The organism is Kitasatospora sp. NPDC033851, assembly GCF_055576085.1.
In genome coordinates, this window is sequence record NZ_JBVIRL010000008.1 from 94381 (window position 1) to 116913 (window position 22533).

The 22533-nt window shown below is 73.1% G+C and carries 21 protein-coding genes; 13 read left to right on the top strand and 8 right to left on the bottom strand.

From position 1 onward, the window contains the following. Positions 1-42: 42 nt before the first annotated feature. The 4 genes from ACZ51D_RS17615 to ACZ51D_RS17630 all read right to left on the bottom strand — a co-directional run bounded on the left by ACZ51D_RS17615 (position 43) and on the right by ACZ51D_RS17630 (position 2695). The gene (locus ACZ51D_RS17615) at positions 43-174 is read right to left on the bottom strand and encodes a hypothetical protein (protein WP_465620189.1); all 132 of its coding nucleotides are present in this window, start codon (positions 172-174) and stop codon (positions 43-45) included. Between the two features lie 71 nt (positions 175-245). Continuing rightward, positions 246-668 carry a type II toxin-antitoxin system VapC family toxin gene (locus tag ACZ51D_RS17620; RefSeq protein WP_465620190.1) on the bottom strand — a complete coding sequence of 141 codons (423 nt, stop codon included), beginning with the start codon at positions 666-668 and terminating at the stop codon, positions 246-248. Then, complete coding sequence (locus ACZ51D_RS17625) at positions 665-958, bottom strand: type II toxin-antitoxin system Phd/YefM family antitoxin (protein ID WP_465620192.1); 294 nt, start codon at positions 956-958, stop codon at positions 665-667. Before ACZ51D_RS17625 ends, ACZ51D_RS17620 begins: the two co-directional genes overlap by 4 nt. A gap of 246 nt (positions 959-1204) precedes the next feature. Next, positions 1205-2695, bottom strand: a complete 1491-nt coding sequence (locus ACZ51D_RS17630) for an MFS transporter (protein WP_465620193.1) — start codon at positions 2693-2695, stop codon at positions 1205-1207. A 102-nt stretch (positions 2696-2797) separates the two neighbouring features. Between ACZ51D_RS17630 and ACZ51D_RS17635 the strand changes: the two genes are divergently transcribed. Then, complete coding sequence (locus ACZ51D_RS17635) at positions 2798-3718, top strand: helix-turn-helix transcriptional regulator (RefSeq protein WP_465620195.1); 921 nt, start codon at positions 2798-2800, stop codon at positions 3716-3718. On the opposite strand, the gene ACZ51D_RS17640 is transcribed toward ACZ51D_RS17635, so the two are convergent. Then, positions 3715-4131, bottom strand: coding sequence for a hypothetical protein (locus ACZ51D_RS17640; RefSeq protein WP_465620197.1), 417 nt, complete (start codon positions 4129-4131; stop codon positions 3715-3717). The two genes, ACZ51D_RS17635 and ACZ51D_RS17640, sit on opposite strands and share 4 nt — an antisense overlap. Then, positions 4128-4688, bottom strand: coding sequence for a hypothetical protein (locus ACZ51D_RS17645; RefSeq protein WP_465620198.1), 561 nt, complete (start codon positions 4686-4688; stop codon positions 4128-4130). Before ACZ51D_RS17645 ends, ACZ51D_RS17640 begins: the two co-directional genes overlap by 4 nt. A gap of 135 nt (positions 4689-4823) precedes the next feature. On the opposite strand from ACZ51D_RS17645, the gene ACZ51D_RS17650 reads away from it, so the two are divergent. From ACZ51D_RS17650 to ACZ51D_RS17680, 7 genes are all read left to right on the top strand, one after another. Continuing rightward, positions 4824-6038 carry a sensor histidine kinase gene (locus tag ACZ51D_RS17650; protein ID WP_465662726.1) on the top strand — a complete coding sequence of 405 codons (1215 nt, stop codon included), beginning with the start codon at positions 4824-4826 and terminating at the stop codon, positions 6036-6038. Further along, positions 6026-6670: a response regulator transcription factor gene (locus ACZ51D_RS17655; protein WP_360504237.1), complete on the top strand. Its 645-nt coding sequence runs from the start codon at positions 6026-6028 to the stop codon at positions 6668-6670. Before ACZ51D_RS17650 ends, ACZ51D_RS17655 begins: the two co-directional genes overlap by 13 nt. A gap of 8 nt (positions 6671-6678) precedes the next feature. After that, a complete protein-coding gene (locus tag ACZ51D_RS17660; RefSeq protein ID WP_360504235.1) occupies positions 6679-7446 on the top strand; it encodes a DUF4097 family beta strand repeat-containing protein in 768 nt (255 codons plus the stop codon). Between the two features lie 117 nt (positions 7447-7563). After that, entirely contained in the window at positions 7564-8733 is a 1170-nt protein-coding gene (gene dusB, locus ACZ51D_RS17665) for a tRNA dihydrouridine synthase DusB (RefSeq protein WP_360504233.1), read from the top strand. A gap of 563 nt (positions 8734-9296) precedes the next feature. After that, complete coding sequence (gene ppdK / locus ACZ51D_RS17670) at positions 9297-12005, top strand: pyruvate, phosphate dikinase (protein ID WP_465620202.1); 2709 nt, start codon at positions 9297-9299, stop codon at positions 12003-12005. Positions 12006-12293: 288 nt separating this feature from the next. After that, positions 12294-12824, top strand: coding sequence for a ribonuclease (locus ACZ51D_RS17675; RefSeq protein ID WP_360504229.1), 531 nt, complete (start codon positions 12294-12296; stop codon positions 12822-12824). Between the two features lie 101 nt (positions 12825-12925). Next, the gene (locus tag ACZ51D_RS17680; RefSeq protein WP_465620206.1) at positions 12926-13141 is read left to right on the top strand and encodes a transcriptional regulator; all 216 of its coding nucleotides are present in this window, start codon (positions 12926-12928) and stop codon (positions 13139-13141) included. Here the strand turns inward: ACZ51D_RS17680 and ACZ51D_RS17685 are convergent. Continuing rightward, positions 13119-14114, bottom strand: a complete 996-nt coding sequence (locus tag ACZ51D_RS17685; RefSeq protein ID WP_465662728.1) for a hypothetical protein — start codon at positions 14112-14114, stop codon at positions 13119-13121. The genes ACZ51D_RS17680 and ACZ51D_RS17685 overlap by 23 nt on opposite strands. 109 nt (positions 14115-14223) lie before the next feature. Here ACZ51D_RS17685 and ACZ51D_RS17690 point away from each other — a divergent pair, with 109 nt between their 5' ends. Beyond that, positions 14224-15480, top strand: a complete 1257-nt coding sequence (locus tag ACZ51D_RS17690; RefSeq protein ID WP_465662730.1) for an ADP-ribosylglycohydrolase family protein — start codon at positions 14224-14226, stop codon at positions 15478-15480. Here the strand turns inward: ACZ51D_RS17690 and ACZ51D_RS17695 are convergent. Next, positions 15470-16204: a GNAT family N-acetyltransferase gene (locus ACZ51D_RS17695; protein WP_360504220.1), complete on the bottom strand. Its 735-nt coding sequence runs from the start codon at positions 16202-16204 to the stop codon at positions 15470-15472. The two genes, ACZ51D_RS17690 and ACZ51D_RS17695, sit on opposite strands and share 11 nt — an antisense overlap. 647 nt (positions 16205-16851) lie before the next feature. On the opposite strand from ACZ51D_RS17695, the gene ACZ51D_RS17700 reads away from it, so the two are divergent. The 4 genes from ACZ51D_RS17700 (at position 16852) to dnaG (ending at position 22430) form a co-directional block, all read left to right on the top strand. Beyond that, the gene (locus ACZ51D_RS17700) at positions 16852-17796 is read left to right on the top strand and encodes a PAC2 family protein (RefSeq protein WP_360504218.1); all 945 of its coding nucleotides are present in this window, start codon (positions 16852-16854) and stop codon (positions 17794-17796) included. A gap of 191 nt (positions 17797-17987) precedes the next feature. After that, the gene (locus ACZ51D_RS17705) at positions 17988-18986 is read left to right on the top strand and encodes an SGNH/GDSL hydrolase family protein (RefSeq protein WP_465620214.1); all 999 of its coding nucleotides are present in this window, start codon (positions 17988-17990) and stop codon (positions 18984-18986) included. Positions 18987-19114: 128 nt separating this feature from the next. Further along, on the top strand, positions 19115-20422 hold the full coding sequence (locus ACZ51D_RS17710; protein WP_465662732.1) for a deoxyguanosinetriphosphate triphosphohydrolase: 1308 nt from the start codon (positions 19115-19117) through the stop codon (positions 20420-20422). Positions 20423-20525: 103 nt separating this feature from the next. Next, a complete protein-coding gene (dnaG, locus tag ACZ51D_RS17715) occupies positions 20526-22430 on the top strand; it encodes a DNA primase (RefSeq protein WP_360504212.1) in 1905 nt (634 codons plus the stop codon). The last annotated feature ends 103 nt before the right edge of the window (positions 22431-22533 follow it).

Genomic DNA, 22533 nt, shown 5'->3' on the forward strand with positions numbered 1-22533 from the left:
ACTCGAATAGGTCGCCCGCATGCGCGTGGCCCGGACGGTCAGCTACTGCTCGATCAGCATCCCCGCCACGTCATCCGAGTGGAGCCGCCGCGCCCGCTCCCGGCGCACCAGGAACAGCGTGATGCCGGCGATGGCGGCGACGAGCGCGAGCAGGAACAGCAGGACGAAGCTCATGGCGTCAGTCTTCTCTGATCGCGAACGGACCACCGGCCCGGGTCCGCAGAAGCCGGCGCCCTGGCGAAGGATCATGCTGGGCCGGCGCCCGGCACCGCCCCCGGCGAGGCCACCGGAAGGTCCCGTTCGTCGGCTGCCTCGGCCAGGCGCTTGTCGTACGTGACGAACCCCGTGAGCGCGTGTTCCAGGTGCTCGGCACTGGCCAGGTGGACGGCATCGAGTGCACGCAGGTGCCGGGTGGGGGACTGTCGTGCGGCTCGGAGGATCGGGTCGGAGAGCCGGACCCGGAGCAGCCGGTCGAGCAGTTCCTCCGAAGCATCGAGCAGCTCCCGGGGCGCGCCGACTCGGATGAGCGCCCGCGGGACCTCCACCTGGGCCAGCGCACTGGTCGCATGGCCCTCGGAGCCGTGTGAGGAGAGGTAGGTGCGCAGCGCGTCCGACTCCTCCTCCGGGACCAGGAGTTTGAGGATGGCGCAGGAGTCGAGGTAGATCACCGGTCCTCCTCCTCGCGCATGGCGTGGAGGGCGTCGGCGGCCGAGCCGAGGCGGACGTCGAGCACCGGTGGGGACCAGTCGGCCAGGCCACGGGCGGTGGCGGCGTTCTCCGGGTCGATGGTGCCGTCACGAACGAGGTCCTCCAGCACCCGCTGCTCGGGGTCCGGCGGCGCGAGTACGGCGATCAGCCGCCCGTTGCGGGTGATCTCGATGCGCTCGCCGGCCGCGACCCGGTCGACCAACTCGCTGGCGTGCTGCTGGAGCTGTCGGATGGGGACTCTGGCTGTCATGCGACTCACGGTAGGGCGGACCGTGCGGCGATTGCGAGGAACGTGCGTCGACTTCACGCGAACGGGTGGCACGCCCCGCCCGGGGCGGACCGGCGGTCGGCTCGACGGGCCGCACCGCCGGAAACCGGCAGCGCAACGCCGAGGGCCGCATGGCCAGAAACCCGGCAGCGCAACGCCGACGGCCCCGCGATCGGTGTGCGATCGCGGGGCCGTCCGCCGCCGCCCGGGGCCCGGAGGCCCTGGGGGTCAGCCGATGGAGCGGGGGAGCCGGGTGGTCAGGTAGAGGATGGTGAACGAGCCGAGGAGCTGGATGCCCAGGCAGAGGGCGAGCGTGCGGCCCATGCCGAGGCTGGGGGAGAGCGACAGGTACAGGGTGCCGAGGGTGGCGACGCCGAGGGCGAGGCTGGACTGCTGGCCGGTGGCCAGGACGCCGCTGCCGACGCCGGCGCGGGTGGCGGGCACCTTGGAGAGGACGACCCGGAACAGCGGGGTGCCGATCAGGCCCTGCCCGATGCCCGCGAGGGCGACGCCCGGGGCCATCCGCAGCGGGGAGAAGTGCGCCCAGTCGGCGAGGACGGTCAGGGCGAGGGTGGCGAGGCCGGCGGCCTGGATGACGGCGCCGGCGCTGAGCACCCGGCTGCCCCAGCGGCCGATCAGGCGCGGGCCGGCGAGCGAGGCGCTGAAGTAGCCGACGGCCATCGGGACGAGCGCCCAGCCGGCCGCGATCGGGCCGAGCTTCAGGCCCTGCTGGAGGGCGACCGCGATGACGAACATGAAGCCGCCGAAGCCCGCGAAGTAGGGGAGTGCGATGCCGAGGCCGTGCCGCATCTCCGGGATGCGCAGCAGGGTCGGCGGCACCAGCGGGGTGTCCCCGCGCTGCTCGGCGCGGCGCTCGACCAGGGCGAAGGAGGCGGCGAGGACGGGGAACAGTGCGAGCAGCACCCAGGACCACAGCGGCCAGCCGGCGGCCCGGCCCTCCATCAGCGGGATGAGCAGGGAGAGCAGCGTGCCGGTGAGCAGGACGGTGCCGGGCACGTCGACCCGGGCGGCCTGGGGGGCCCTGCTCTCCGGGACGTAGCGGACCGCGAGCACCACGGCGAGCAGCGCGAACGGCACGTTGAGCAGGAACACCGAGCGCCAGCCGGTGCCGAACAGGTCGGCGGCGACGAGCATTCCGCCGAGCACCTGCCCGATCACCACCGAGATCCCGCCGACCGCGCCGTACACGCTGAGCGCGCGGCCGCGCCGGGCGCCGTCGGTGGCGGCGGTGATGGTGCCGAGGACCTGCGGGATCAGCAGCGCGGCCGAGGCGCCCTGGGTGGCCCGGGCGGCGACCAGCGACCAGGCGTCGGGGGCGAGGCCGCAGGCCAGTGAGGTGAGGGCGAAGGTGGCGGCGCCGACGACGAAGAGCCGGCGGCGGCCGAAGATGTCGCCGAGGCGTCCGCCGAGGACGAGCAGCACGGCGAAGGCGATGCCGTAGCCGGCGGCGACCAGCTCCAGGACGGCGGGCCCGGCGGCCAGGTCCTTGTCGATGGTGGGCAGGGCGACGTTGACGATGAAGAAGTCGAGCATCGGCAGGAAGGCCCCGAGCAGGACGGTGACCAGCCCGGCGGTGCCGAGGGTGGGCGCGGCAAGGGTGGGAGTGCCGGTTCCGGGTGCGGAGGTGCGGGGGGCCGCGGTGCCGGGGGTGGTGGCGGTGCGGTGCGGGGTTGGGGCGACGGCGAGTTGTTGGGTCACGGGTCATACGATGCGCCGCTCCGTACCCTGGTACCAGAGTGTGGTTATCCAGGTATAAGAAGTACCTGGCAACAGGCTGACGGTTGCCGCATGCTGGGGAGCATGAGCCTGATGACCCCCGCCGCGCAAGCCCGTCCGACCCAGGCCCGCACCGGCTCCGCCGGGCCGCACCCGGCCGCGCCGGGCACCCCGGTCAATCCCGGCGACGCCCGCCGGCACGAGTTGGCCGCGTTCCTGCGCAGCCGCCGTGAGCGGATCGCGCCCGAGCAGGTGGGCCTGCCGATGACCGGGCGCCGCCGTACGCCGGGGCTGCGGCGGGAGGAGGTCGCGCAGCTCGCCGCGGTCGGGGTGACCTGGTACACGTGGCTGGAGCAGGGGAGGGACATCCAGGTGTCCACCCAGGTGCTGGACGCGGTGGCCCGGGCGCTGCTGCTGGACCCGAGCGAGCGCGCGCACCTGTTCACCCTGGCCGCCGCGGACGACCCGGCACCGGTCAAGGAGTGCCCCTCGGTGACCCCGAGCGTGCGGCTGGTGCTGGATCAGCTGGCGCCGTACCCGGCTCTGGTGGTCAACTCCCGGTACGACGTGCTGGCGTACAACGCGCAGTACACCGGGATCGTCGGCGACCTCGCCGCACTGCCGCCCGAGGACCGGAACCTGATGTGGATGGCTTTCACGCCCTCGCGGTTCCGCGACGTGCTGGTCGACTACCGGACCGAACGGCTCGGCATGGTGGCCCGGTTCCGCTCGGCGATGGCCGACCACAGCGCGGAGCCGGCCTGGAAGGTGCTGCTGGCCCGCGTGCTCAAGGCCTCGCCGGACTTCGCGGAGCTCTGGCAGCGGCACGACGTGATGCGGCCGGGCAACGGCATCAAGCGCTTCCAGGTGCCGGGTGTCGGCCTGCTGAGCTGCGAGTACACCAACTTCTGGCTCAGCCCCGCGCTCGGCACCCGGATCATCACCTACACCCCGCTGGACGACGGGACCCGCGCCCTGATGGACCGGCTGCCCACCGGGGTCTAGGCGCGGACGGCCGCGTCCCGCCCGAGCAGCAGGCACACCACGGCGAGCGGCAGCTCGACGCAGCCCGCCATGGCCAGCGCCGCGAGCACCGCGTGCCCCGGTCCGGCGCAGGCGATGTCGGCCAGCGCGTCCGAGGTGAGCATCAGGGCCACCGCCGCGCCCGCCCACAGCGCGGCGGGGCTGCGCCGGCGCAGCAGCGCGTCCAGCGAGAGCAGGGCGGAGAACTCCACCAGGTCGAGCACGACCCACGGGGTCTCGTGGCAGACGGCGAGGATCGTCAGCCAGGGCAGCAGGGCGACCGCCGCCATGACGGGCACCCGGGCGAAGCGCACGGGCAGGACGAACGAGGAGGCCGAACCGGCGAACGGGGCGCAGAGGCCGACGGGCCGGGCCGAGAGGACGGCGGTGCTCACGCCGCGCCCCCGACCCGACGGGCCGGAACCCGCTCCAGCGGCAGCCGCTCGGCCGGCCCGCCTGCCGGGTGTTCGACCAGCACCGTGTCGAACGGGCCCTCGGCCCAGGCGAGCCAGAACCGCCCGGCCACCGTGACCACTTCGGCCGCGACGGCGGACCGGACGGACCGGACCGACCCGGCGGACCGGACCGGCCGGAACGCCCGCCGCCCGGCGAACACCACCGAGGGCGCCGTACCGTCGGCCGCCAGCCGGCCCCAGGCGAGCACGTGCCAGGCCCGCCCGCCGGACGGGCTGCGCCGCGCCCCGCGCAGGAGCTGCGGGGTGAGCCGGGCGGCGACCAGGACGTCGGCCAACTCGCCGTGCTGGTACAGCTCCAGCGCGGCCCGGCCGCGGCCGGACCCGACGCTGCGGACCGACCAGGGCCCGGCTCCGGCGGACAGCGCCCCCTCCGGCTCCGACGCCGGGAGGAGCGCGCCCCCGGGAGCACCCCCGTGGTTCCCGGGGACGGGCCGCCCGTGCGGCGGAGTGGCGGAGTGCGATGCGGTGCTCGTCATGGGCTCAAGCTTTCCGTCGGGCACCCCCTCCTGTCGGTGGTGTCCCGCCCCGGATTGGGGGTGTATCCAGGTACACCCCTACCGGGTACCCCCCTTCATGGCGGCTGATGATCACCGGGCCCTACGCTGTCGGCCATGCCCTCCACCACGTTGCGCCGAGCACTCGTCAGGAGCCTGCGGCGCCCCTCGTGGTTGCCCGGGGTCTGGCGGGACACCCGTTTCATAGCCGCCGGAATACCGTCGGCCCTGCCGGTCTGGCTGGCCGTCACCGAGTCCAAGCTGGTCTTCCCGGTGCTCGCCGCCGTCCTGGTGTGCACCCGCCCGTTGACCGCTCTCCAGCGCGGGCGGCTGCGTGCCCTGCGCGGGGTGGAGGTGCCGCCGCCGCGCCCGCTCGCCGGGCGCCGGATCTGGCTGCTGGGCGTGACGTGGCGCCAGACCCTGCACCACCTGGTGGTCGGCCCGCTGCTGGCGGCGGCCGCGCTGGTGGTGGTGTGGGTGTGGGGCGCCGCCCTGGTGCTGGCCACCGTGTACGGCTGGATCTGGCTGATGCCCGCCGGTACCACGCTGCGTTCGGACCTGGCCGGGCTGGACGTCCTGCTGACGATCGGCGGGGTGCTGCTGCTGGTGGCGATGGCCTGGCCGGCGACTCTGATGGCCCGCCTGGAGGTGTGGGCGGCGCTGCTGCTGCTCGGTCCCGGCCGGGCGGAGGCGTTGGAGCGGCGGGTCGAGGAGATCGCCGAGAGCCGGGCGGGGCTGGTCGACGCGGTGGACGCCGAGCGCCGCCGGATCGAGCGCGACCTGCACGACGGCGCCCAGCAGCGCCTCACCTCGCTGGCGATGAACCTGGGCCTGGCCCGGCGCACCCTCAAGGACGTCCCGCCCGAGGTGATGCAGGTGATCGTCGACGCGCACGAGGAGGCCCAGGCGGCCATCGACGAGCTGCGCGACCTGGTCCGCGGCCTGCACCCGGCGGTCCTGGAGGACCGCGGCCTGGACGCGGCGCTGTCCGGCATCGCCGCGCGCGCCCCGCTGCCGGTGCGGCTGGACGTCGACCTCTCCGAGCCGATCGCCCCGACCGTCGAGGCGGTCGCCTACTTCACCGTCTCCGAGGCGCTCACCAACGTGGCCAAGCACGCCCGGGCCAACCGGGTCGACCTCGCGGTGCGGACGGCCCGCGGCCGGCTGCGCCTGGTCATCAGCGACGACGGCGTGGGCGGCGCGGACCCCTCGCGCGGCACCGGGCTGACCGGTCTGCGCAAGCGCGCCGCCTCGGTCGACGGCACGCTGTCCGTTCTCAGCCCCCTCGGGGGCCCCACCACCATCACTGTGGAGTTGCCGTGCGCGCTGTGATCGCCGAGGACTCGGTCCTGCTGAGGGTCGGCCTGGTCAAGGTCCTGGAGGCGGTGGGCTTCGAGGTCGTGGCAGCCGTCGGGGACGCCACCGAACTGCTGGCCGCGGTCGAGGAGCACCGCCCCAAGGTGGTGGTCGCGGACGTCCGGATGCCTCCGGGCTTCCACGACGAGGGCGTGAAGGCCGCGATGGTGATCCGTCGCCAGTGGCCGGACACCGCCGTCCTGCTGCTCTCCCAGTTCGTGGAGGAGCGCTACGCCGCCGACCTGCTGTCGACCAACACCAGCGGGGTCGGCTACCTGCTCAAGCAGCGGGTGGCCAATGTGGACGACTTCGTGGACGCGCTGCAGCGGGTCGCCGAGGGCGGGACCGCCCTGGACCCGGAGGTGGTCGCCCAGCTGCTGGTGCGCCGCCACCGGGACCCGCTGGAGAAGCTGACCCCGCGCGAGCGGGACGTGCTCTCGCTCATGGCGGAGGGCCGTTCCAACGCCGCGATCGCCGGCTCGCTGGTGGTCAGCGAGAGCGCGGTGGCCAAGCACATCAACTCGATCTTCACCAAGCTCGACCTGCCGCCGGCCGAGGACAGTCACCGCCGGGTGATGGCGGTGCTGCGGTTCCTGGAGGTCGGGTAACGGTGGGCGTGGCGAAGGCTTGGCGCGTCACCGGGACGCTCGCGGCCGTCCTGGTCATGGCCGTCGGTGGACTGCAGACCTGGGCGACGGCGGCGCAGCAGCAGTCGAACTCGACCCGGTCGTACGACGACGTCACGATCCACCGGTTGACGCTGGAGACCGGCAGCGCCTCCGTCAAGGTGAGGGTGGGCCGGGAGAGCCGGGTGGTGGTCCACCAGCGGCTGGACTGGATGGTGCGCAAGCCGGTGGTGTCGACCGTCCTCGCCGACGGCGTCGTCACCGTCGGCGTGCACTGCCGGCAGATCCTGCCGGTCGCGGACGTCGGCTGCGGCGCCGACCTCGAGCTGGAGGTGCCGGCCGCCACCGAGGTGACGGGGTCGGTGGACTCCGGCTCGGTCCAGGTGGAGGGCCTGAGCGGAAACGTGGACCTGAGGCTCACCTCCGGCGAACTGCTGCTGGTCGACACCTCCGGGGACGTGAAGGCGCACGCCACCTCCGGGCTGATCCAGAGCGCCGACCTGAGCGCACGGCGGGTGGAGGCCCAGACCACCTCGGGCTCGATGGAGCTGCACTTCGCCAAGGCGCCGCAGCAGGTGGACACCAGGTCCACCTCCGGCTCGCTGACGATGACCCTGCCGAAGGGCAGCCGCTACGCCTTCTCCAGCGACATCGGCTCCGGCAGCGGCCGGATCGATCCGCAGCTGGCGGACTCCGGCAGCCCCAACCGCATCCACGCCACGGTCACCTCGGGGTCGATCACCATCAATCCGTCGTAGCGCTCGCCCCTCGCGCGGACCGGCCCGGCGGCGTCCCGGTCCCGCCGCCGGGCCGGCCGCTCACCCTGGTGGGGGACAATGGAGAGTCCCGTCCCCTCGACCCGAGGTCAGCCGCGCATGACAGCCACGCCCGCACCCACCGCGCCCGACACCGAGTTCGCGCCGCTCGACATCGGCCCGATCCAGGTGTGGCCGCCCGTCGTGCTGGCACCGATGGCCGGCATCACCAACGCGCCCTTCCGCACCCTGTGCCGCGAGCAGAGCGGCGGCAAGGGCCTGTTCGTCTCGGAGATGATCACCACCCGGGCGCTGGTCGAGCGCAACGCCAAGACCATGCAGCTGATCACGTTCGACCCGAGCGAGAAGCCGCGCTCGATCCAGCTGTACGGCGTGGACCCGGTGACCGTCGGCAAGGCCGCCCGGATGATCGCGGACGAGGGCCTGGCCGACCACATCGACCTCAACTTCGGCTGCCCCGTGCCCAAGGTGACCCGCAAGGGCGGCGGCTCGGCGCTGCCGTACAAGCGCAACCTGCTGCGGGAGATCCTGCGCGAGGCCGTCGCCAACGCGGGCGACCTGCCGGTGACCATGAAGATGCGCAAGGGCATCGACGACGACCACCTCACCTATCTGGACGCCGGCCGGATCGGCGCCGAGGAGGGCGTGGCCGCGATCGCCCTGCACGGGCGCACCGCCGCCCAGCACTACGGCGGGACGGCCGACTGGTCGGCGATCGCCCGGCTGCGCGAGTCCGTCCCGGCGCACGTCCCGGTGCTGGGCAACGGCGACATCTGGTCGGCCGACGACGCGCTGCGGATGATGCGCGGGACCGGCTGCGACGGCGTCGTGGTGGGCCGCGGCTGCCTGGGCCGGCCGTGGCTGTTCAAGGACCTGGTCGCGATCTTCGAGGGCGACGTCGACTACGCCCGCCCCGACTTCGGCTACGTGGCGCGGGCGATGGTGCGCCACGCGCAGCTGCTCGGCGAGTGGATCGGGGACGAGGCGCGCGGCGTGATCGACTTCCGCAAGCACGTCGCCTGGTACACCAAGGGCTTCTCGGTCGGCTCCGAGCTGCGGGTGCGGCTCGCCAATTCGTCCTCGTTGGCCGAACTGGCCGAAACCCTGTCCGAGGTGGAGCAGTCGCAGGGCTGGCCGGCCGGCGCGGACGGCCCGCGCGGGCGGACCAGCGGCAACGGCCGGGTGGTCCTGCCGGAGAACTGGTTGGACGATCCGTACGACTGCGCCCGCCCGGGTGAGGACGCCGAATCGGACACCTCCGGCGGATGATCTATACGGACCGGCAAAATGGGCCCTCGCGGTCCGATTGCCACTAGGTCCCAGCCCTCTTGTCCATTCTGGACAGGAGGGCTCCTTTTCGGCGTCCGGATGTCACGGAACGGGCACGTTTCTGGACGCTGTGCGACGATCGGCGGAGGCCATCTACGCTCGAGCGGTGAGACACGCTGGTGACGCTTGCCACACGCCGCGGGGGCTGATGCCGGGTCAGTGGACGAAATGGACAGGTCGGCCGTGAATCGCTTCCCGAAGCCGTCATCCGGGGATCGGCCGATCCGGGTGCAGGAAATCAAGCCGGGGCAACGCGACGGACCCGCGGTCGCTACACAGCGTCCGAATCGTGCGATCTTCGGGTTTCGTTGTCTTCAAGAGTTGAACGCTGGCTAGCGTCAGGCGGACGATTTCACCAACAGAGGTGAACGCCTTTATGTGCATTCGATCTAGCGGGTTACCTCTCGGTACCGGCCTCGGGTGGCCTATTCAGGGCAGAGAAGTGCCTTCGAAATGGGTATGTTCTCCGGCGTCAGGGCAACCGCGTACGAGGAGACCGACCCGTGCCGTCCCAGCAGAAGTTTGTTTACTCCTTCACCGAAGGAAACAAGGACCTCAAGGATCTTCTTGGCGGCAAGGGCGCGAACCTGGCCGAGATGACCAACCTGGGACTCCCCGTCCCCCCGGGATTCACCATCACCACCGAGGCCTGCAAGGTCTTCCTGGAGACCGGTAGCGAGCCCTCCTCCCTCCACGAGGAGATCAGCGCCCACCTGGAGGCCCTCGAGCAGCAGATGGGCAAGAAGCTCGGCCAGGCCGACAACCCCCTCCTGGTCTCGGTGCGCTCCGGCGCGAAGTTCTCCATGCCCGGCATGATGGACACCGTCCTGAACATCGGCCTCTCCGACGCCTCGGTGGTCGGCCTCGTCGCCCAGTCCGGCAACGAGCGCTTCGCCTGGGACTCCTACCGCCGCCTGGTCCAGATGTTCGGCAAGACCGTCCTGGGCGTCGACGGCGAGCTCTTCGAGGAGGCCCTGGAGGAGGCCAAGCACGCCAAGGGCACCGTCAACGACCTGGACCTGGACGCTTCCGACCTCCGGGAACTGGTCGAGGTGTTCAAGGGCATCGTCGAGCGCGAGACCGGCCGGGCCTTCCCGCAGGACCCGCGCGAGCAGATGGACCTCGCCGTCCACGCGGTCTTCCACTCCTGGAACGGCGACCGCGCCCGGCTGTACCGCCGCCAGGAGCGCATCCCGAACGACCTCGGCACCGCGGTCAACATCTGCTCCATGGTCTTCGGCAACCTCGGCGAGGACTCCGGCACCGGCGTCGCCTTCACCCGCGACCCCTCCACCGGTGCCCAGGGCGTCTACGGCGACTACCTGTCCAACGCCCAGGGCGAGGACGTCGTCGCCGGCATCCGCAACACGCTGCAGCTGTCCGAGCTGGAGAAGCTCGACAAGAAGTCGTACGACGAGCTGATGGCGATCATGCAGAAGCTCGAGAACCACTACCGCGACCTCTGCGACATCGAGTTCACCATCGAGCGCGGCAAGCTCTGGATGCTGCAGACCCGGGTCGGCAAGCGCACCGCCGCCGCCGCCTTCCGGATCGCCGTCCAGCTGGTCGACCAGGGCCTGATCGACCTGGACGAGGCCCTGATGCGCGTCACCGGCGGCCAGCTGGCCCAGCTGATGTTCCCGCGCTTCGCCCCGACCCCCGAGTCCAAGCAGATCGGCTGGGGCCTCGCCGCCTCGCCGGGCGCCGCGATCGGCAAGGTCGTCTTCGACTCGTACACCGCCGTCAAGTGGTCCCGCTCCGGCGAGAAGGTCATCCTGGTCCGCCGCGAGACCAACCCGGACGACCTGGACGGCATGATCGCCGCCGAGGGCATCCTCACCTCGCGCGGCGGCAAGACCTCGCACGCCGCCGTCGTCGCCCGCGGCATGGGCAAGACCTGTGTCTGCGGCGCCGAGGAGCTGGAGGTCGACACCAAGGCCCGCAAGTTCACCACCGCCGACGGCCTGGTGGTCCACGAGGGCGACATCGTCTCCATCGACGGCGCCAGCGGCAAGGTCTACCTCGGCGAGGTACCGGTCCTGCCGTCCCCCGTGGTCGAGTACTTCGAGGGCACCCTGCACGCCGGCGCCGACGTCCAGGGCGGGCTGGTCCAGGCCGTCCACCGGCTGATGTCGCACGCCGACGGCCGCCGCCGCCTGGCCGTGCGCGCCAACGCCGACAACGCCGAGGACGGCGGGCGCGCCCGCCGCTACGGCGCCCAGGGCATCGGCCTGTGCCGCACCGAGCACATGTTCCTCGGTGAGGAGCGCCGCAAGGAGGTCGAGCACCTGATCCTCGCGGACAACGACAAGGACCGCGAGCAGGCCCTCTCCACCCTGCTGCCGCTGCAGAAGAGCGACTTCCTGGAGCTGTTCCAGGCGATGGACGGGCTGCCGGTCACCGTCCGCCTGCTCGACCCGCCGCTGCACGAGTTCCTGCCGGACATCACCGAGCTGTCGGTGCGCGTCGCCCTCGCCGAGGCCCGCAAGGACCCGAACGAGAACGACCTGCGGCTGCTCCAGGCGGTGCACAAGCTGCACGAGCAGAACCCGATGCTGGGCCTGCGCGGCGTCCGCCTCGGCCTGGTCATCCCCGGCCTGTTCGGCATGCAGGTCCGGGCCATCGCCGAGGCCGCCGCCGAGCGCAAGCTGGCCGGCGGGGACCCGCGCCCCGAGGTGATGATCCCGCTGGTCGGCACCGTCCAGGAGCTGGAGCTGGTCCGCGACGAGTGCGAGCGCGTGCTCGCCGAGGTCGCCCAGTCCACCGGCGTCCAGCTGGACATCAAGCTCGGCACCATGATCGAGCTGCCGCGCGCCGCGGTCACCGCCGGGCAGATCGCCGAGGCCGCCGAGTTCTTCTCCTTCGGCACCAACGACCTGACCCAGACGGTCTGGGGCTTCTCCCGGGACGACGTGGAGGCCTCGTTCTTCACCGCCTACCTGGAGAAGGGCATCTTCGGGGTCTCCCCGTTCGAGACCATCGACCGCGACGGCGTCGGCGCGCTCGTCAAGCACGCCGTCGAGGCCGGCCGGGCCACCCGCCCCGACCTCAAGCTCGGCGTCTGCGGCGAGCACGGCGGCGACCCGGAGTCGGTCCACTTCTTCCACGAGGTGGGGCTGGACTACGTCTCCTGCTCCCCCTTCCGGATCCCGGTGGCGCGCCTGGAGGCCGGCCGCGCCGCCATCGAGACGGCGGGCAGCGACTCGCGCTGAGGGAGGGAAGGCATCCCCTCCTCACGCGCGGGCACGACTGACCGCTCTTCCTCCCACCGGGAGGGCGTACACCGGAGCTCGGCGCAGGAGAACCGGCGTACGTAACACGGCCGAGCGGGAACGGACAACGGCGTCCGTTCCCGCTCGGCCGTACGTCTGCGCCCGGCCGCATGCCTGTACCCGGCCCTACGGCTGCGCCCGGCCGTACGTCCGCGCACCGGCGGGCGTGGCGGCGACCACGTGTGCGGCTCGCCGGGCGGGGCCCGGGCGCCTGCCAAGCTGGGGCGCATGACCAGTCGCAAAAACCCGCTCGTCGTCGTGGCCGTGCTGATCCTGGCCCTCCTGGCCGGGGCCGGGTACCTCCTCGCCGACAGGGGGAGCAGCCGCCCCAAGGCCGCCGCGAGCCCCACGGCGGCCGCCGCCGCGGGTTCTTCGACGTCCACGTCCTCGGCTCCCAAGCCCTCGGCCCCCAAGCCGTCCCCACCGGCCGGCGGCGCCCCCTCCGCGGCCGGCACCTGGGTCCCCGCCGACCCCGCGCTGGCCGACGTATGCCGCACCAAGCTCCCCAGCCAGGCCCAGGACACCCTCGGCCTGATCGCCAAGGGCGGGCCCTACCCGTACAGCCGCGACGGCATCGTCTTCGAGAACCGCGAGAGCCGCCTCCCCAAGAAGGCCGGCGGCTACTACCACGAGTACACCGTGGTCACCCCGGGCTCCGACGACCGCGGCACCCGCCGCGTGGTCACCGGCACCGCCGGCGAGCAGTACTGGTCCGGGGACCACTACGCGACGTTCCAGGAGATCGACCCCCGCTGCTGAGCCGGCCTCCCGGCCCCGTCCCTTCCGGCCCGACCTGGCCCGACTCGACCCGACCTGGCTCGGCTGATGGAAAGTACTTTCCATCCTGGAAACAGGGTGCCATGGTGGACGCTCTCGAAGAGGCCGGGTACGTCGCCGTGAAGAAGGGCTACGTCGGCAAGCGCCCCCGCACCTGGCTCGCCGCCACCAGGGCGGGCCGCAAGGCCCTGGCCGCCCACCTCGCCGAACTCCAGCGCCTGGTGACCGCCGCCGAGGCGGCCTCCGCCCGGCATGCCGGGCATGCCGGGCGGACCGTCAGTGGGCCCGGCGCCACGTGATCCGGCCGTGCGGGCCGTGCGGGCCGGTGGTGACCAGGGCGGTCAGTTCGTGCAGCACCGGTGCCGGGTCGCGGCGGAGCTGGACCGGCGTGGTGCGGACCACCGGGAGGCCGGTGGCGGTGAGCCGGTTGGCGCGGGCCAGGCCGCGCTCGTGATCGGCCGGGCGCAGGTGCCAGGCGCGGGAGTCGATCTCCAGGGCCACGCGGGCGTGTGGCCAGTAGGCGTCCGGGACGGCGAGGAAGCGTCCGTCCAGGAAGAGCACCGGATTCCACAGCGGTTCGGGCAGGCCCGCGTGTGACAGCAGCTCGTGGGCCTCGCCCTCGACCACCGAGCGCACCCCCGCGGTGAGGTCCTCCACCACCCGGGCCACGTGCGGCAGTCCGAGCACGCCCGGCCGGGTCAGCAACTGGTCCAGCAGTTCGCCGAGTTCGCAGTGCCGCCGCTGGACGGCCTCCGCGCACAGCGCCCGGAACCGACGCTGCCCGGTCTCCCTCGGGGCGAGGTCCGCCAGCGCCCGCGCGACCGTGGTGCTCCACAGCCCGTCGTCCCGCTCGAAGCCGCCCGGCATCGCCCCGCCGGCCCGGTGGATCCGGACGAACTCCCGTTCCCCGACGCGGCGTTGGCGTGGAATCAGGACGTCGACCGCGTCTAGGTCGGCCGGGTGCCCGGCGCTCGGCAGCCCGGCGTCGGCCAGTACCGCGAAGCCGGTCAGCAGCACCTCCCCCGGCTGCGGCTCGTGCCCCTTCGGCGTCGCATAGGCCAGGGCGGCCCGCCGTTTCTGATGGGCCGTCAATCTCCCGCTCTGCAGGCAGATCACCCGGGGCAGCACCTGCTGCCAGGGTCCACCCGGCCGCAGCCGGTGGGCGATGGTGCCGGAGGGCACCCCGAGCCGGCGCAGCTGCGCCCGGGTGGCGATGTGCTGCTGGTCGGCGCCGAGCAGGGCGACCGGGTCGAGCGGGTTCGCGCGGGTCATGTCAGGGTGCTGCCCGCCCCGATCGGAGGTATGCGAAACATCCCTCGTCGGGGGCGTTCCGGCAAACGTGTTGACGAAACGGCGGCCGACCGGCTGAGCTGGCGCCCATATGACAACTCCACACACCGGCCCGGCGCTCGACGCGCTCCGGGGCCTCTCCGTCGGCGACGCCCTCGGCGCCCAGTTCTTCGTCCCCGAAACCGCCCGCGCCCACCTCGCCGACCGCACCGACCCGCCCGGCCCCTGGCCGTGGACCGACGACACCGAGATGGCCTGCTCGGTGCACGCCGCCCACACCGAACGCGGCACGATCGACACCTTCGACCTCACCCACGCCTTCGCCCGCCGCCACGACTTCGACCGCGGCTACGGCCCGGCCGCCAACCGGATGCTGCGGCTGATCCGCGAGGGCGGCGACGCGAAGCGGCTCGCCGCCGAACTCTTCGACGGCCAGGGCTCGTACGGCAACGGCGCCGCGATGCGGGTCGCCCCGCTCGGCGCCGCGTACGCCGAGGACCTGGACGAGGCCGTCCGGCAGGCGGCCCGGACTGCGGTGGTCACCCACACCCACCCGCAGGCGGTGGACGGCGCGATCGCGGTCGCGGTGGCGGCGGCTCTCGCGGTCCGGGCGCGGACCGAGACCATGACGCCGAAGACCTTCCTGGGCAGGGTCGCCCACCACACTCCGCTGGGCGCCGTCCACGACGGCCTGACCGAGGCGATCGGGCTGCTCGCCGAACCGGACCTCCGGGTCGCCGCCCACGTACTCGGCAACGGCAGCCGGACGTCGGCTGCCGACACCGTCCCCTACGCCCTGTGGTGCGCCGCCCGCCGGCTGACCGACTACCGGGCCGCGGTGTGGGAGGCGATCGCAGCGGGCGGGGACATGGACACCGTCGCGGCGATCACCGGGGGAGTGGTCGCCGCCCGCACCGGCACGCGCGGCATCCCGGCCGCGTGGACGGCCGCGCGCGAGCCGCTGCCCGGTTGGGCGTTCCCGGAGCCGGACAGCATCCCCGACGGCCGGGGCCGTGAGGAGATGCTGGTGCCGCGTCTCTTCCCGGTCCCGGACGTGGTGTGGACCGACGAGCAGTGGCAGCGCATCCGGACCGGGTCCGATCCGGCCGCGATGGACCACCGCTGGCAGGTCCTCACCTATGAGGGCACCCTGCGGCTGTGCCACCCGGACGGCCCGGCCCGCTGGGAGGTGACCGTCGCCCGCGTCCGGAACGGCTGGCGCCCGGTCTCCGCCGTCGCCGAGACGGCCCACCACCGGTTCCCGACGGACGCGGACCGGAGCCCCCTGCTCCTCGCTCGGCTCCTGAGGAACGCCGCCGACGGTGAGTGGTCCCCGGTCAGGCCGTGATCATCAGCTGCCCGGCGCCGCTGCCGCCCTGTCTAAGGCACTCCTGGTTGATCGCCGGATCCGGGGCGCTCGGCGAGGTGGCGGCGGCGATCCGCATCTCGATGATGTCCCGGACGGCCGGCCACTCGGCGTCGAGGATCGAGTAGAACGCGGTGGACCGGACCACCCCGTCCAGCCCGCGCGAGTGGGCCCGGCGCACGCCCTCGCCCGTCGCGCCGAGCCGCTCGATCGCGGCGCGCGAGCGCAGGTTGCGGGCGTCCGCGCGCAGGGAGATCCGCTGCACGCCCCAGGTTTCGAAGGCGTGGCGCAGCATCAGCAGCTTGGCCTCGGTGTTGATGCCGGTGCCCTGGGCGCGCGGCGAGAGCCAGGTGTTGCCGATCTCGGCGGCGTCCGGGACGGCCGTGGCGGGATCGCCGAACGGCACACCGGGCACCGGCGGCCACACCATCGGGCCCTGCCAGTAGTCCAGTTCCAGGAACCGGGTGGAGCCGACCACCCGGCCGTCGGCGACGTTCACCGTCGCGAACGGCAGCGACCGTCCCGAGGCCTGGTCGGCGAGGGCCCGCGCGATGTAGTCGCGGGCCGCTTCCAGGCCGTGCGGAACGGGGGTGAAGGCGTAGGTCGTACGGTCCTCGGCGCCGGCCTTGGCGATGGCCTCGGCGTGGTGCGCGGCGAGGGGCTCCAGCCGCACGGTGCGGCCGGTGAGGATGACAGGTACGGGCACGGAACCTTCGGTCCTTCATCGGTCGGAGGGCGCCTCCCGGGCCGGGGTGCGGCTCGGGATGCGGTTTCGGGGTTCGCCCCGGCCCGGGTCCGTCCGCCCGGGTAGCCGTGCGCGCCGGAGGATCCGGTCGGGCGGGGCGGGGGCGGCGGCCCGGAACGGGCGGCGCGGGGTGCCGGAACGGACACGGGTCCTCGGACCGGTCCGGCGGGAAGTGCGAGGGGACAGTGTGCGTCCGCGAAATGGCCGAGAAGGAAACGAGAGCGCGAAGGGAAGCAGGCGGCCAGGTGAAGGCAAGATGCGTCGTGGGTGGCTGGCCGAGCACCGGACCGGGACGTGGCCGACGGCGTTACGGACGACGTGACGACGACGCGACGATGCGAGGCAGCGAGAGGACGATACCCGCCAGAAGGCGGTGCGTCACTTCGCGGCGCGCGAATGGCGGCGCGGCCTGTTGCGGCGCACCTCGGAACGGGCCCTCGCAGGCCTGTGACCAGGGGATCTTCCGTCGGGTGCGATCATGGTCCGGAGGGGTCGGCCGAGGCTCCGGACGAGTCGTCCGGCGTGGCGGGAATTCCGGCGGTGCCCGGCACGCTGGACAGGACGAGAAGCCGGTCGGACGACGAGCAGAGAACGGGGTTGGGTGCGCGGTGCGTGACTTCCAGGCGCTGTACGAGCTGGATCAGCAGGGCGTGGCCGCGGTGGCCACCGCCACCGCGCAGTTGCGCGACACCGGCGCCGGCTTGGTGCTGCTCCAGCACTTCGAGGGCTTCATGGACGCCGGCGAGGCCGGCGGCCAGGTGGTGGCCCACCTGCTGGAGACGGGATCGCCGCAGGTGGTGGCCCGTTTCGACCACGACCGGCTGGTCGACTACCGGGCCCGCCGTCCGGCGATGGTGTTCGACCACGACCACTGGACGTCCTACGACCCGCCGGAGATCCTGCTCCAGCTCGTCCACGACGCCGCCGGCGCGCCGTTCCTGCTGCTCACCGGCCCCGAGCCGGACGTGGAGTGGGAGCGCTTCGCGCGCGCCGTCCGCGAGCTGGTGGAGCGCTTCGAGGTCCGCCTGTCGATCGACTTCCACGGCATCCCGATGGGGGTGCCGCACACCCGCCCGGTCGGCCTGACGCCGCACGGCAACCGGCTCGACCTCGCGCCCGGGTACCCGCAGTGGTTCGAGCAGGCCCAGGTCCCGGGCAGCGCGCAGGCGCTGCTGGAGTACCGCCTGGCCGAGGCCGGGCACGACGTCCTGGGCTTCGCCGTGCACGTCCCGCACTACGTGGCCCGCTCGGCCTACCCGGCGGCGGCCGTGCTCGTCCTGGAGGCGGTGCAGTCCGCCACCGGGCTGGTGCTGCCCGGCACCCGGCTGCGCGAGCGGGTCGGCGAGGTCTACGCCGACATCGAGGAGCAGCTGACCCACGGGGACGGCGAGTTGCGTTCGGCGATCCGCGGCATGGAGGGCCAGTACGACGCGGTGGCGGGCTCCGAGGACCGGGAGAGCCTACTGGCCGAGCCGGTCGACCTGCCGTCGGCGGACGAACTGGGTCGGCGCTTCGAGCAGTTCCTGGCCGAGCACGAGCGCGGCGCGGAGTAGTCGGGAGCGGGCGCGGAGCCGGCTCCTCCGGCGCGGCCCCGGGGGCCCTGACGGGAACGCGGATTCCCCTTGGGAGGATTTCGCGGAGGCGGGAGTCATCGTCGACGGCCGCTCGTTGGAGCCCGAGGTGCCCGGGGGACGGGCTGCCGTGAGGAGCCGACCGTGACTCGTCGTACCCCCGGGGGGATGCCATGCCCAGGACCACACGCCCGACCGTCGCCCTGACGGCCGGACTGGCCGCGCTGCTGCTGGCCGGATGCACCGGCGGAGGCGGTTCGGACAGCCAGGGGAAGGACCTCGCAGGCGCGGTGCCCGGCCGTGCGAAGGCCGGCGCCACCCCGTCGCCGACACCCACCCCGCCACCCACCGGCCCGTACGTCGCGCTCGGCGACTCGTACACGGCCGGCATGCAGATCCCCCCGCAGACCGGCGAGCCGCGCGGCTGCTCCCGCTCGGCGGTCAACTACCCGTCCCTGGTGGCCAAGGGCCTCGGGGTGGCGTCCGGGCAGTTCCGGGACGTCAGCTGCACCGGCGCCACCACCGTGGACCTGACCGCGGCGCAGGACACCGGCAACGGCAGCAACCCGGCCCAGCTGGACGCGCTGAGCGCGGACACCCGGCTGGTCACCCTCGGGATCGGCGGCAACGACGCCGGTTTCATGGAGGTCGTGACCGAGTGCGCCAAGGACAACCTGATGGACGTGGTGAAGGGCGTGATCAAGCAGACCCGCGCCGCCTCGCCCTGCCGTGACCACTACTCCTCCGCCGACGGCGCCGACGAGGTCCAACACAAGGTGGACGCGGCCGGCGACCGGCTCGGCGGGATCCTCCAGGACATCAAACGGCGCTCCCCGCAGGCCCGGGTGTACGTGATCGGGTACCCGACGCTGCTGCCGGCCGAGCCGTCGGGCTGCCTGCCGGTGCTCGGCAAGACCGTGGCCGCCTCCGACCTGGGCTTCCTCTCGGAGAAGGAGCAGCAGCTCAACGGCATGCTCAAGAAGCACGCGGAGGCGGCCGGAGCGGTGTTCGTGGACACGGCCGGGCCCTCGGCCGGGCACGACATGTGCGCGGGGGAGGACCAGCGCTGGGTCGAGCCGCCGTTCCCGGCCCGCGGAATGGCGCCGATCCACCCGAACGCCAAGGGGCAGGAGGCGGTGGCCGGCGTCGTCCTCAAGGCGCTCCGGGGCTGAGCCGTCCGGGTGAGGAGGATTCACCGGGACGGGCACCCGCGCGCCGCGCGGCGTTCACGCCCCGGCCCGCGCTCCTTCGCGCGCGGCATACCCCGCGTGTCAGGGGCGCGGCGTACCGTGAGTGCCATATGGATGACACCACGCACCGCCTCGCCGCCCCGATCCCGTACGACCACGCCGCCGAGGCCCGCTGGGTCCCCGAACCCGACAAGCGCCCGGGTCGTACGGCGTTCCAGCGCGACCGCGCCCGGGTGCTGCACTCGGCGGCGCTGCGCCGGCTGGCCGGCACCACCCAGGTGGTCGCCCCGATGCGCAGTGACTTCCCGCGCACCCGGCTCACCCACTCCCTCGAATGCGCCCAGGTCGGGCGGGAGTTGGGCGCGGCCCTGGGCTGCGACCCGGATCTGGTGGAGACGGCCTGCCTGGCCCACGACATCGGCCACCCGCCCTTCGGCCACACCGGCGAGGAGGCCCTCGACCAGGCCGCCGAGGAGTGCGGCGGCTTCGAGGGCAACGCCCAGTCGCTGCGCATCCTGACCAGGCTCGAACCCAAGCGCTTCGCCCCCACGGAGGAGCCGTCGACCCGGCTCGCCCCCTGGCCCGGCCGCAGCGTCGGCCTCAACCTGAGCCGCGCCGCGCTCGACGCCGCCACCAAGTACCCGTGGACCAAGGGCACCCACCCGAGCGACCCGGCCTCGCCCAAGTACGGCGTCTACGCCGACGACCTGCCGGTCTTCCGCTGGCTGCGGGCCGGATCCCCGGCCGGGCGCAAGTGCTTCGAGGCCACCGTGATGGACTGGTCCGACGACGTGGCCTACTCCACCCACGACGTCGAGGACGGCCTCCAGGCCGGCCACATCGACCCGGCCGTGCTGCGCGCCCCGAGCGAGCGCGCCGAGCTCTTCAAGGTCGCCGAGCGCTACGCCCCCGACGCCGAGCCGGAGGAGCTGGCCGCCGCCCTGGACCGACTGCTCGCCCAGGAATGGTGGCCCCGCTCGTACGACGGCACCGCGCGCGACCGGGCCGGGCTCAAGGACCTCACCAGCCAGCTGATCGGCCGCTTCTGCCTGGCCGCCGAGCAGGCCACCCGCGCCCGCTACGGCCCGGGCCGGCTCACCCGCTACGCCGCCGAGCTGGTGGTGCCGCGGGACGTCCGGCTGGAGTGCGCGGTGCTCAAGGCGGTCGCCGTCCGCTTCGTCATGCAGCGCGACGAGCAGGCCCAGCTGCGGGCCCGCCAGCGGATCGTGATCGCCGAGCTGGCGTACGTCCTCACCCAGCGCGCCCCCGAGGGCCTGGACCCGGTGTTCGCCGCGATGTACCGCGAGGCCGAGGACGACGGCGCCGCCCTGCGCACGGTCATCGACCAGATCGCCACCCTGACCGACGCCTCGGCCCTGGCCCTGCACGCCAAGCTCGTCGGCGCGGCCTGGGCGTAGCCGGTCCGCCGTTCGAACCGACCCCTCGACCCCTCGACCCGACCCCTCAACCCGGCCGGGTTAACCCGGCCGGTTAACCCGGCCGCCCCAGTAGACTTCCGGGGTGGCCGGGCGGATCAGGGACGAAGACGTACAGGCGGTGCGCAGCGCACTGCCGATCGACGCGGTGGTCGGCGACTACGTACAGCTGACCAATGGTGGCGGTGGCGAGTACAAGGGCGTCTGCCCCTTCCACGACGAGAAGTCCGCCTCGTTCTACGTGAACCCCGCCAAGGGCGTGTTCCACTGCTTCGGCTGCCAGGAGAACGGCGACACCATCGCCTTCCTGATGAAGATCGAGCACTTCACCTTCGCCGAGGCCGTCGAGCGGATGGCCGCCCAGGCCGGCATCACACTGCGCTACGAGGAGGGCGGCTACAGCCCCCGCCACCAGCAGGGCGAGCGCACCCGCCTGGTCGAGGCGCACAAGGTGGCCGCCGCCTACTACCGGGAGCAGCTGACCTCGCCGGAGGCGGAGATCGGTCGCCGCTTCCTGGCCGAGCGCGGCTTCGACGAGGAGGCGGCCGCGGCCTTCGGCGTCGGCTACGCCCCGGTCGGCTGGGAGCACCTGGTCCGCTACCTGCGCGGCAAGGGCTTCACCGACAAGGAGATCCTGCTCGGCGGCCTGGCCTCGCAGGGCCAGCGCGGCGGCCTGATCGACCGTTTCCGGGGCCGGCTGGTCTGGCCGATCCGGGACATCGCCGGCGAGGTGGTCGGCTTCGGCGCCCGCCGCCTGCGCGAGGACGACAACGGCCCGAAGTACCTGAACACCCCCGAGACGCCGATCTACAAGAAGTCCCACGTGCTGTACGGCATCGACCTGGCGAAGAAGGAGATCGCCAAGTCGGGCCGCGCGGTGGTGGTCGAGGGCTACACCGACGTGATGGCCTGCCACCTCGCCGGGGTCACCTCGGCGGTGGCCACCTGCGGCACCGCCTTCGCCGAGGACCACATCAAGATCATCCGTCGGCTGCTGATGGACACCTCGCAGTACCGGGGCGAGACGGTCTTCACCTTCGACGGCGACGCGGCCGGCCAGAAGGCCGCCCTGCGGGCCTTCGAGGACGACCAGAAGTTCGCCGCCAAGACCTCCATCGCGGTGAGCCCGGGCGGCATGGACCCGTGCGAGCTGCGCCTGGCCCAGGGCGACGAGGCGGTCAAGCAGCTGATCGACAACCCGGTCCCGCTGTTCGAGTTCGCACTGACCTCGGCGGTGGCCCGGCACCGGGTGGACACCCCGGAGGGGCGCTCGGCGGCACTGGAGGAAGCGGCCCCGATCGTCGCCAAGATCAAGGACCGCTCGATCCAGCACGAGTACGCCGTCCGGCTGGCCGGCATGCTCGGCATCCTGGACGAGCCCTTCGTCGTCCGCAGGGTCTCCCAGCTGGCCCGCTGGGACCGCGAGCGCCAGCAGAATCCCCGCGGTGCCGCGCAGCGCCGCCCCGAACCGGTACAGCCGCCGCGCCCCGCGCAGCAGGCCTTCCGGCTCAACCCTCGTGACCCGGCCCAGTTCGTCGAGCGCGAGCTGCTCAAGTTGGCCCTGCAGCACCCGGACCTGGTCAGCCCGGCCTTCGACCACTACGGCGACGACGAGTTCCCGACCCCGCCGTACACCGCCGTCCGGCAGGCCGTCGCCAAGGCCGGCGGGGCCGCGTACGGGGCGACCCTGCCGGACTTCACCAGCGCGGTGCGCGAGGCGTCCCCGGACGACCGGGTGCGCTCGCTGGTCACCGAGCTGACCGTCGAGCCGGTGCGCTCGCGCCGCAAGGTGGACGCCGTCTACGCGGGGGAGTTCCTGGTCAAGCTTCGCCTGCTGGCCGTCGACCGCAGGATCGCCGAGGTCCGCGGCTACCTCCAGCGGCTCGGCCACCGGGCCGACACGGAGCAGCTGCACGCGGTGCAGACCGAGCTGTGGCAGCTCCAGCAGTACGGCGATCAACTGAAGAGCCGGGGCGCCGCCGCCCTGTAGCACTCGCTGCACAGAAAGTCGGCGCACGAGTCTCGGCCACGGAGTGTGGCGTACCGCACACTGGAGGGCGTCTCACCTCCGTACAGCGCGGGTCCGCCAGAGT

What these genes read in the sequence shown, in the direction of transcription:
- ACZ51D_RS17615 (WP_465620189.1), bottom strand. Translation starts at nt 174, where the DNA reads ATGAGCTTCGTCCTGCTGTTCCTGCTCGCGCTCGTCGCCGCCATCGCC.
- ACZ51D_RS17625 (WP_465620192.1), bottom strand. Translation starts at nt 958, where the DNA reads ATGACAGCCAGAGTCCCCATCCGACAGCTCCAGCAGCACGCCAGCGAG.
- ACZ51D_RS17635 (WP_465620195.1), top strand. Translation starts at nt 2,798, where the DNA reads ATGAGCCTGATGACCCCCGCCGCGCAAGCCCGTCCGACCCAGGCCCGC.
- ACZ51D_RS17645 (WP_465620198.1), bottom strand. Translation starts at nt 4,688, where the DNA reads ATGACGAGCACCGCATCGCACTCCGCCACTCCGCCGCACGGGCGGCCC.
- ACZ51D_RS17650 (WP_465662726.1), top strand. Translation starts at nt 4,824, where the DNA reads ATGCCCTCCACCACGTTGCGCCGAGCACTCGTCAGGAGCCTGCGGCGC.
- dusB (WP_360504233.1), top strand. Translation starts at nt 7,564, where the DNA reads ATGACAGCCACGCCCGCACCCACCGCGCCCGACACCGAGTTCGCGCCG.
- ACZ51D_RS17675 (WP_360504229.1), top strand. Translation starts at nt 12,294, where the DNA reads ATGACCAGTCGCAAAAACCCGCTCGTCGTCGTGGCCGTGCTGATCCTG.
- ACZ51D_RS17680 (WP_465620206.1), top strand. Translation starts at nt 12,926, where the DNA reads ATGGTGGACGCTCTCGAAGAGGCCGGGTACGTCGCCGTGAAGAAGGGC.
- ACZ51D_RS17685 (WP_465662728.1), bottom strand. Translation starts at nt 14,114, where the DNA reads ATGACCCGCGCGAACCCGCTCGACCCGGTCGCCCTGCTCGGCGCCGAC.
- ACZ51D_RS17690 (WP_465662730.1), top strand. Translation starts at nt 14,224, where the DNA reads ATGACAACTCCACACACCGGCCCGGCGCTCGACGCGCTCCGGGGCCTC.
- ACZ51D_RS17705 (WP_465620214.1), top strand. Translation starts at nt 17,988, where the DNA reads ATGCCCAGGACCACACGCCCGACCGTCGCCCTGACGGCCGGACTGGCC.
- ACZ51D_RS17710 (WP_465662732.1), top strand. Translation starts at nt 19,115, where the DNA reads ATGGATGACACCACGCACCGCCTCGCCGCCCCGATCCCGTACGACCAC.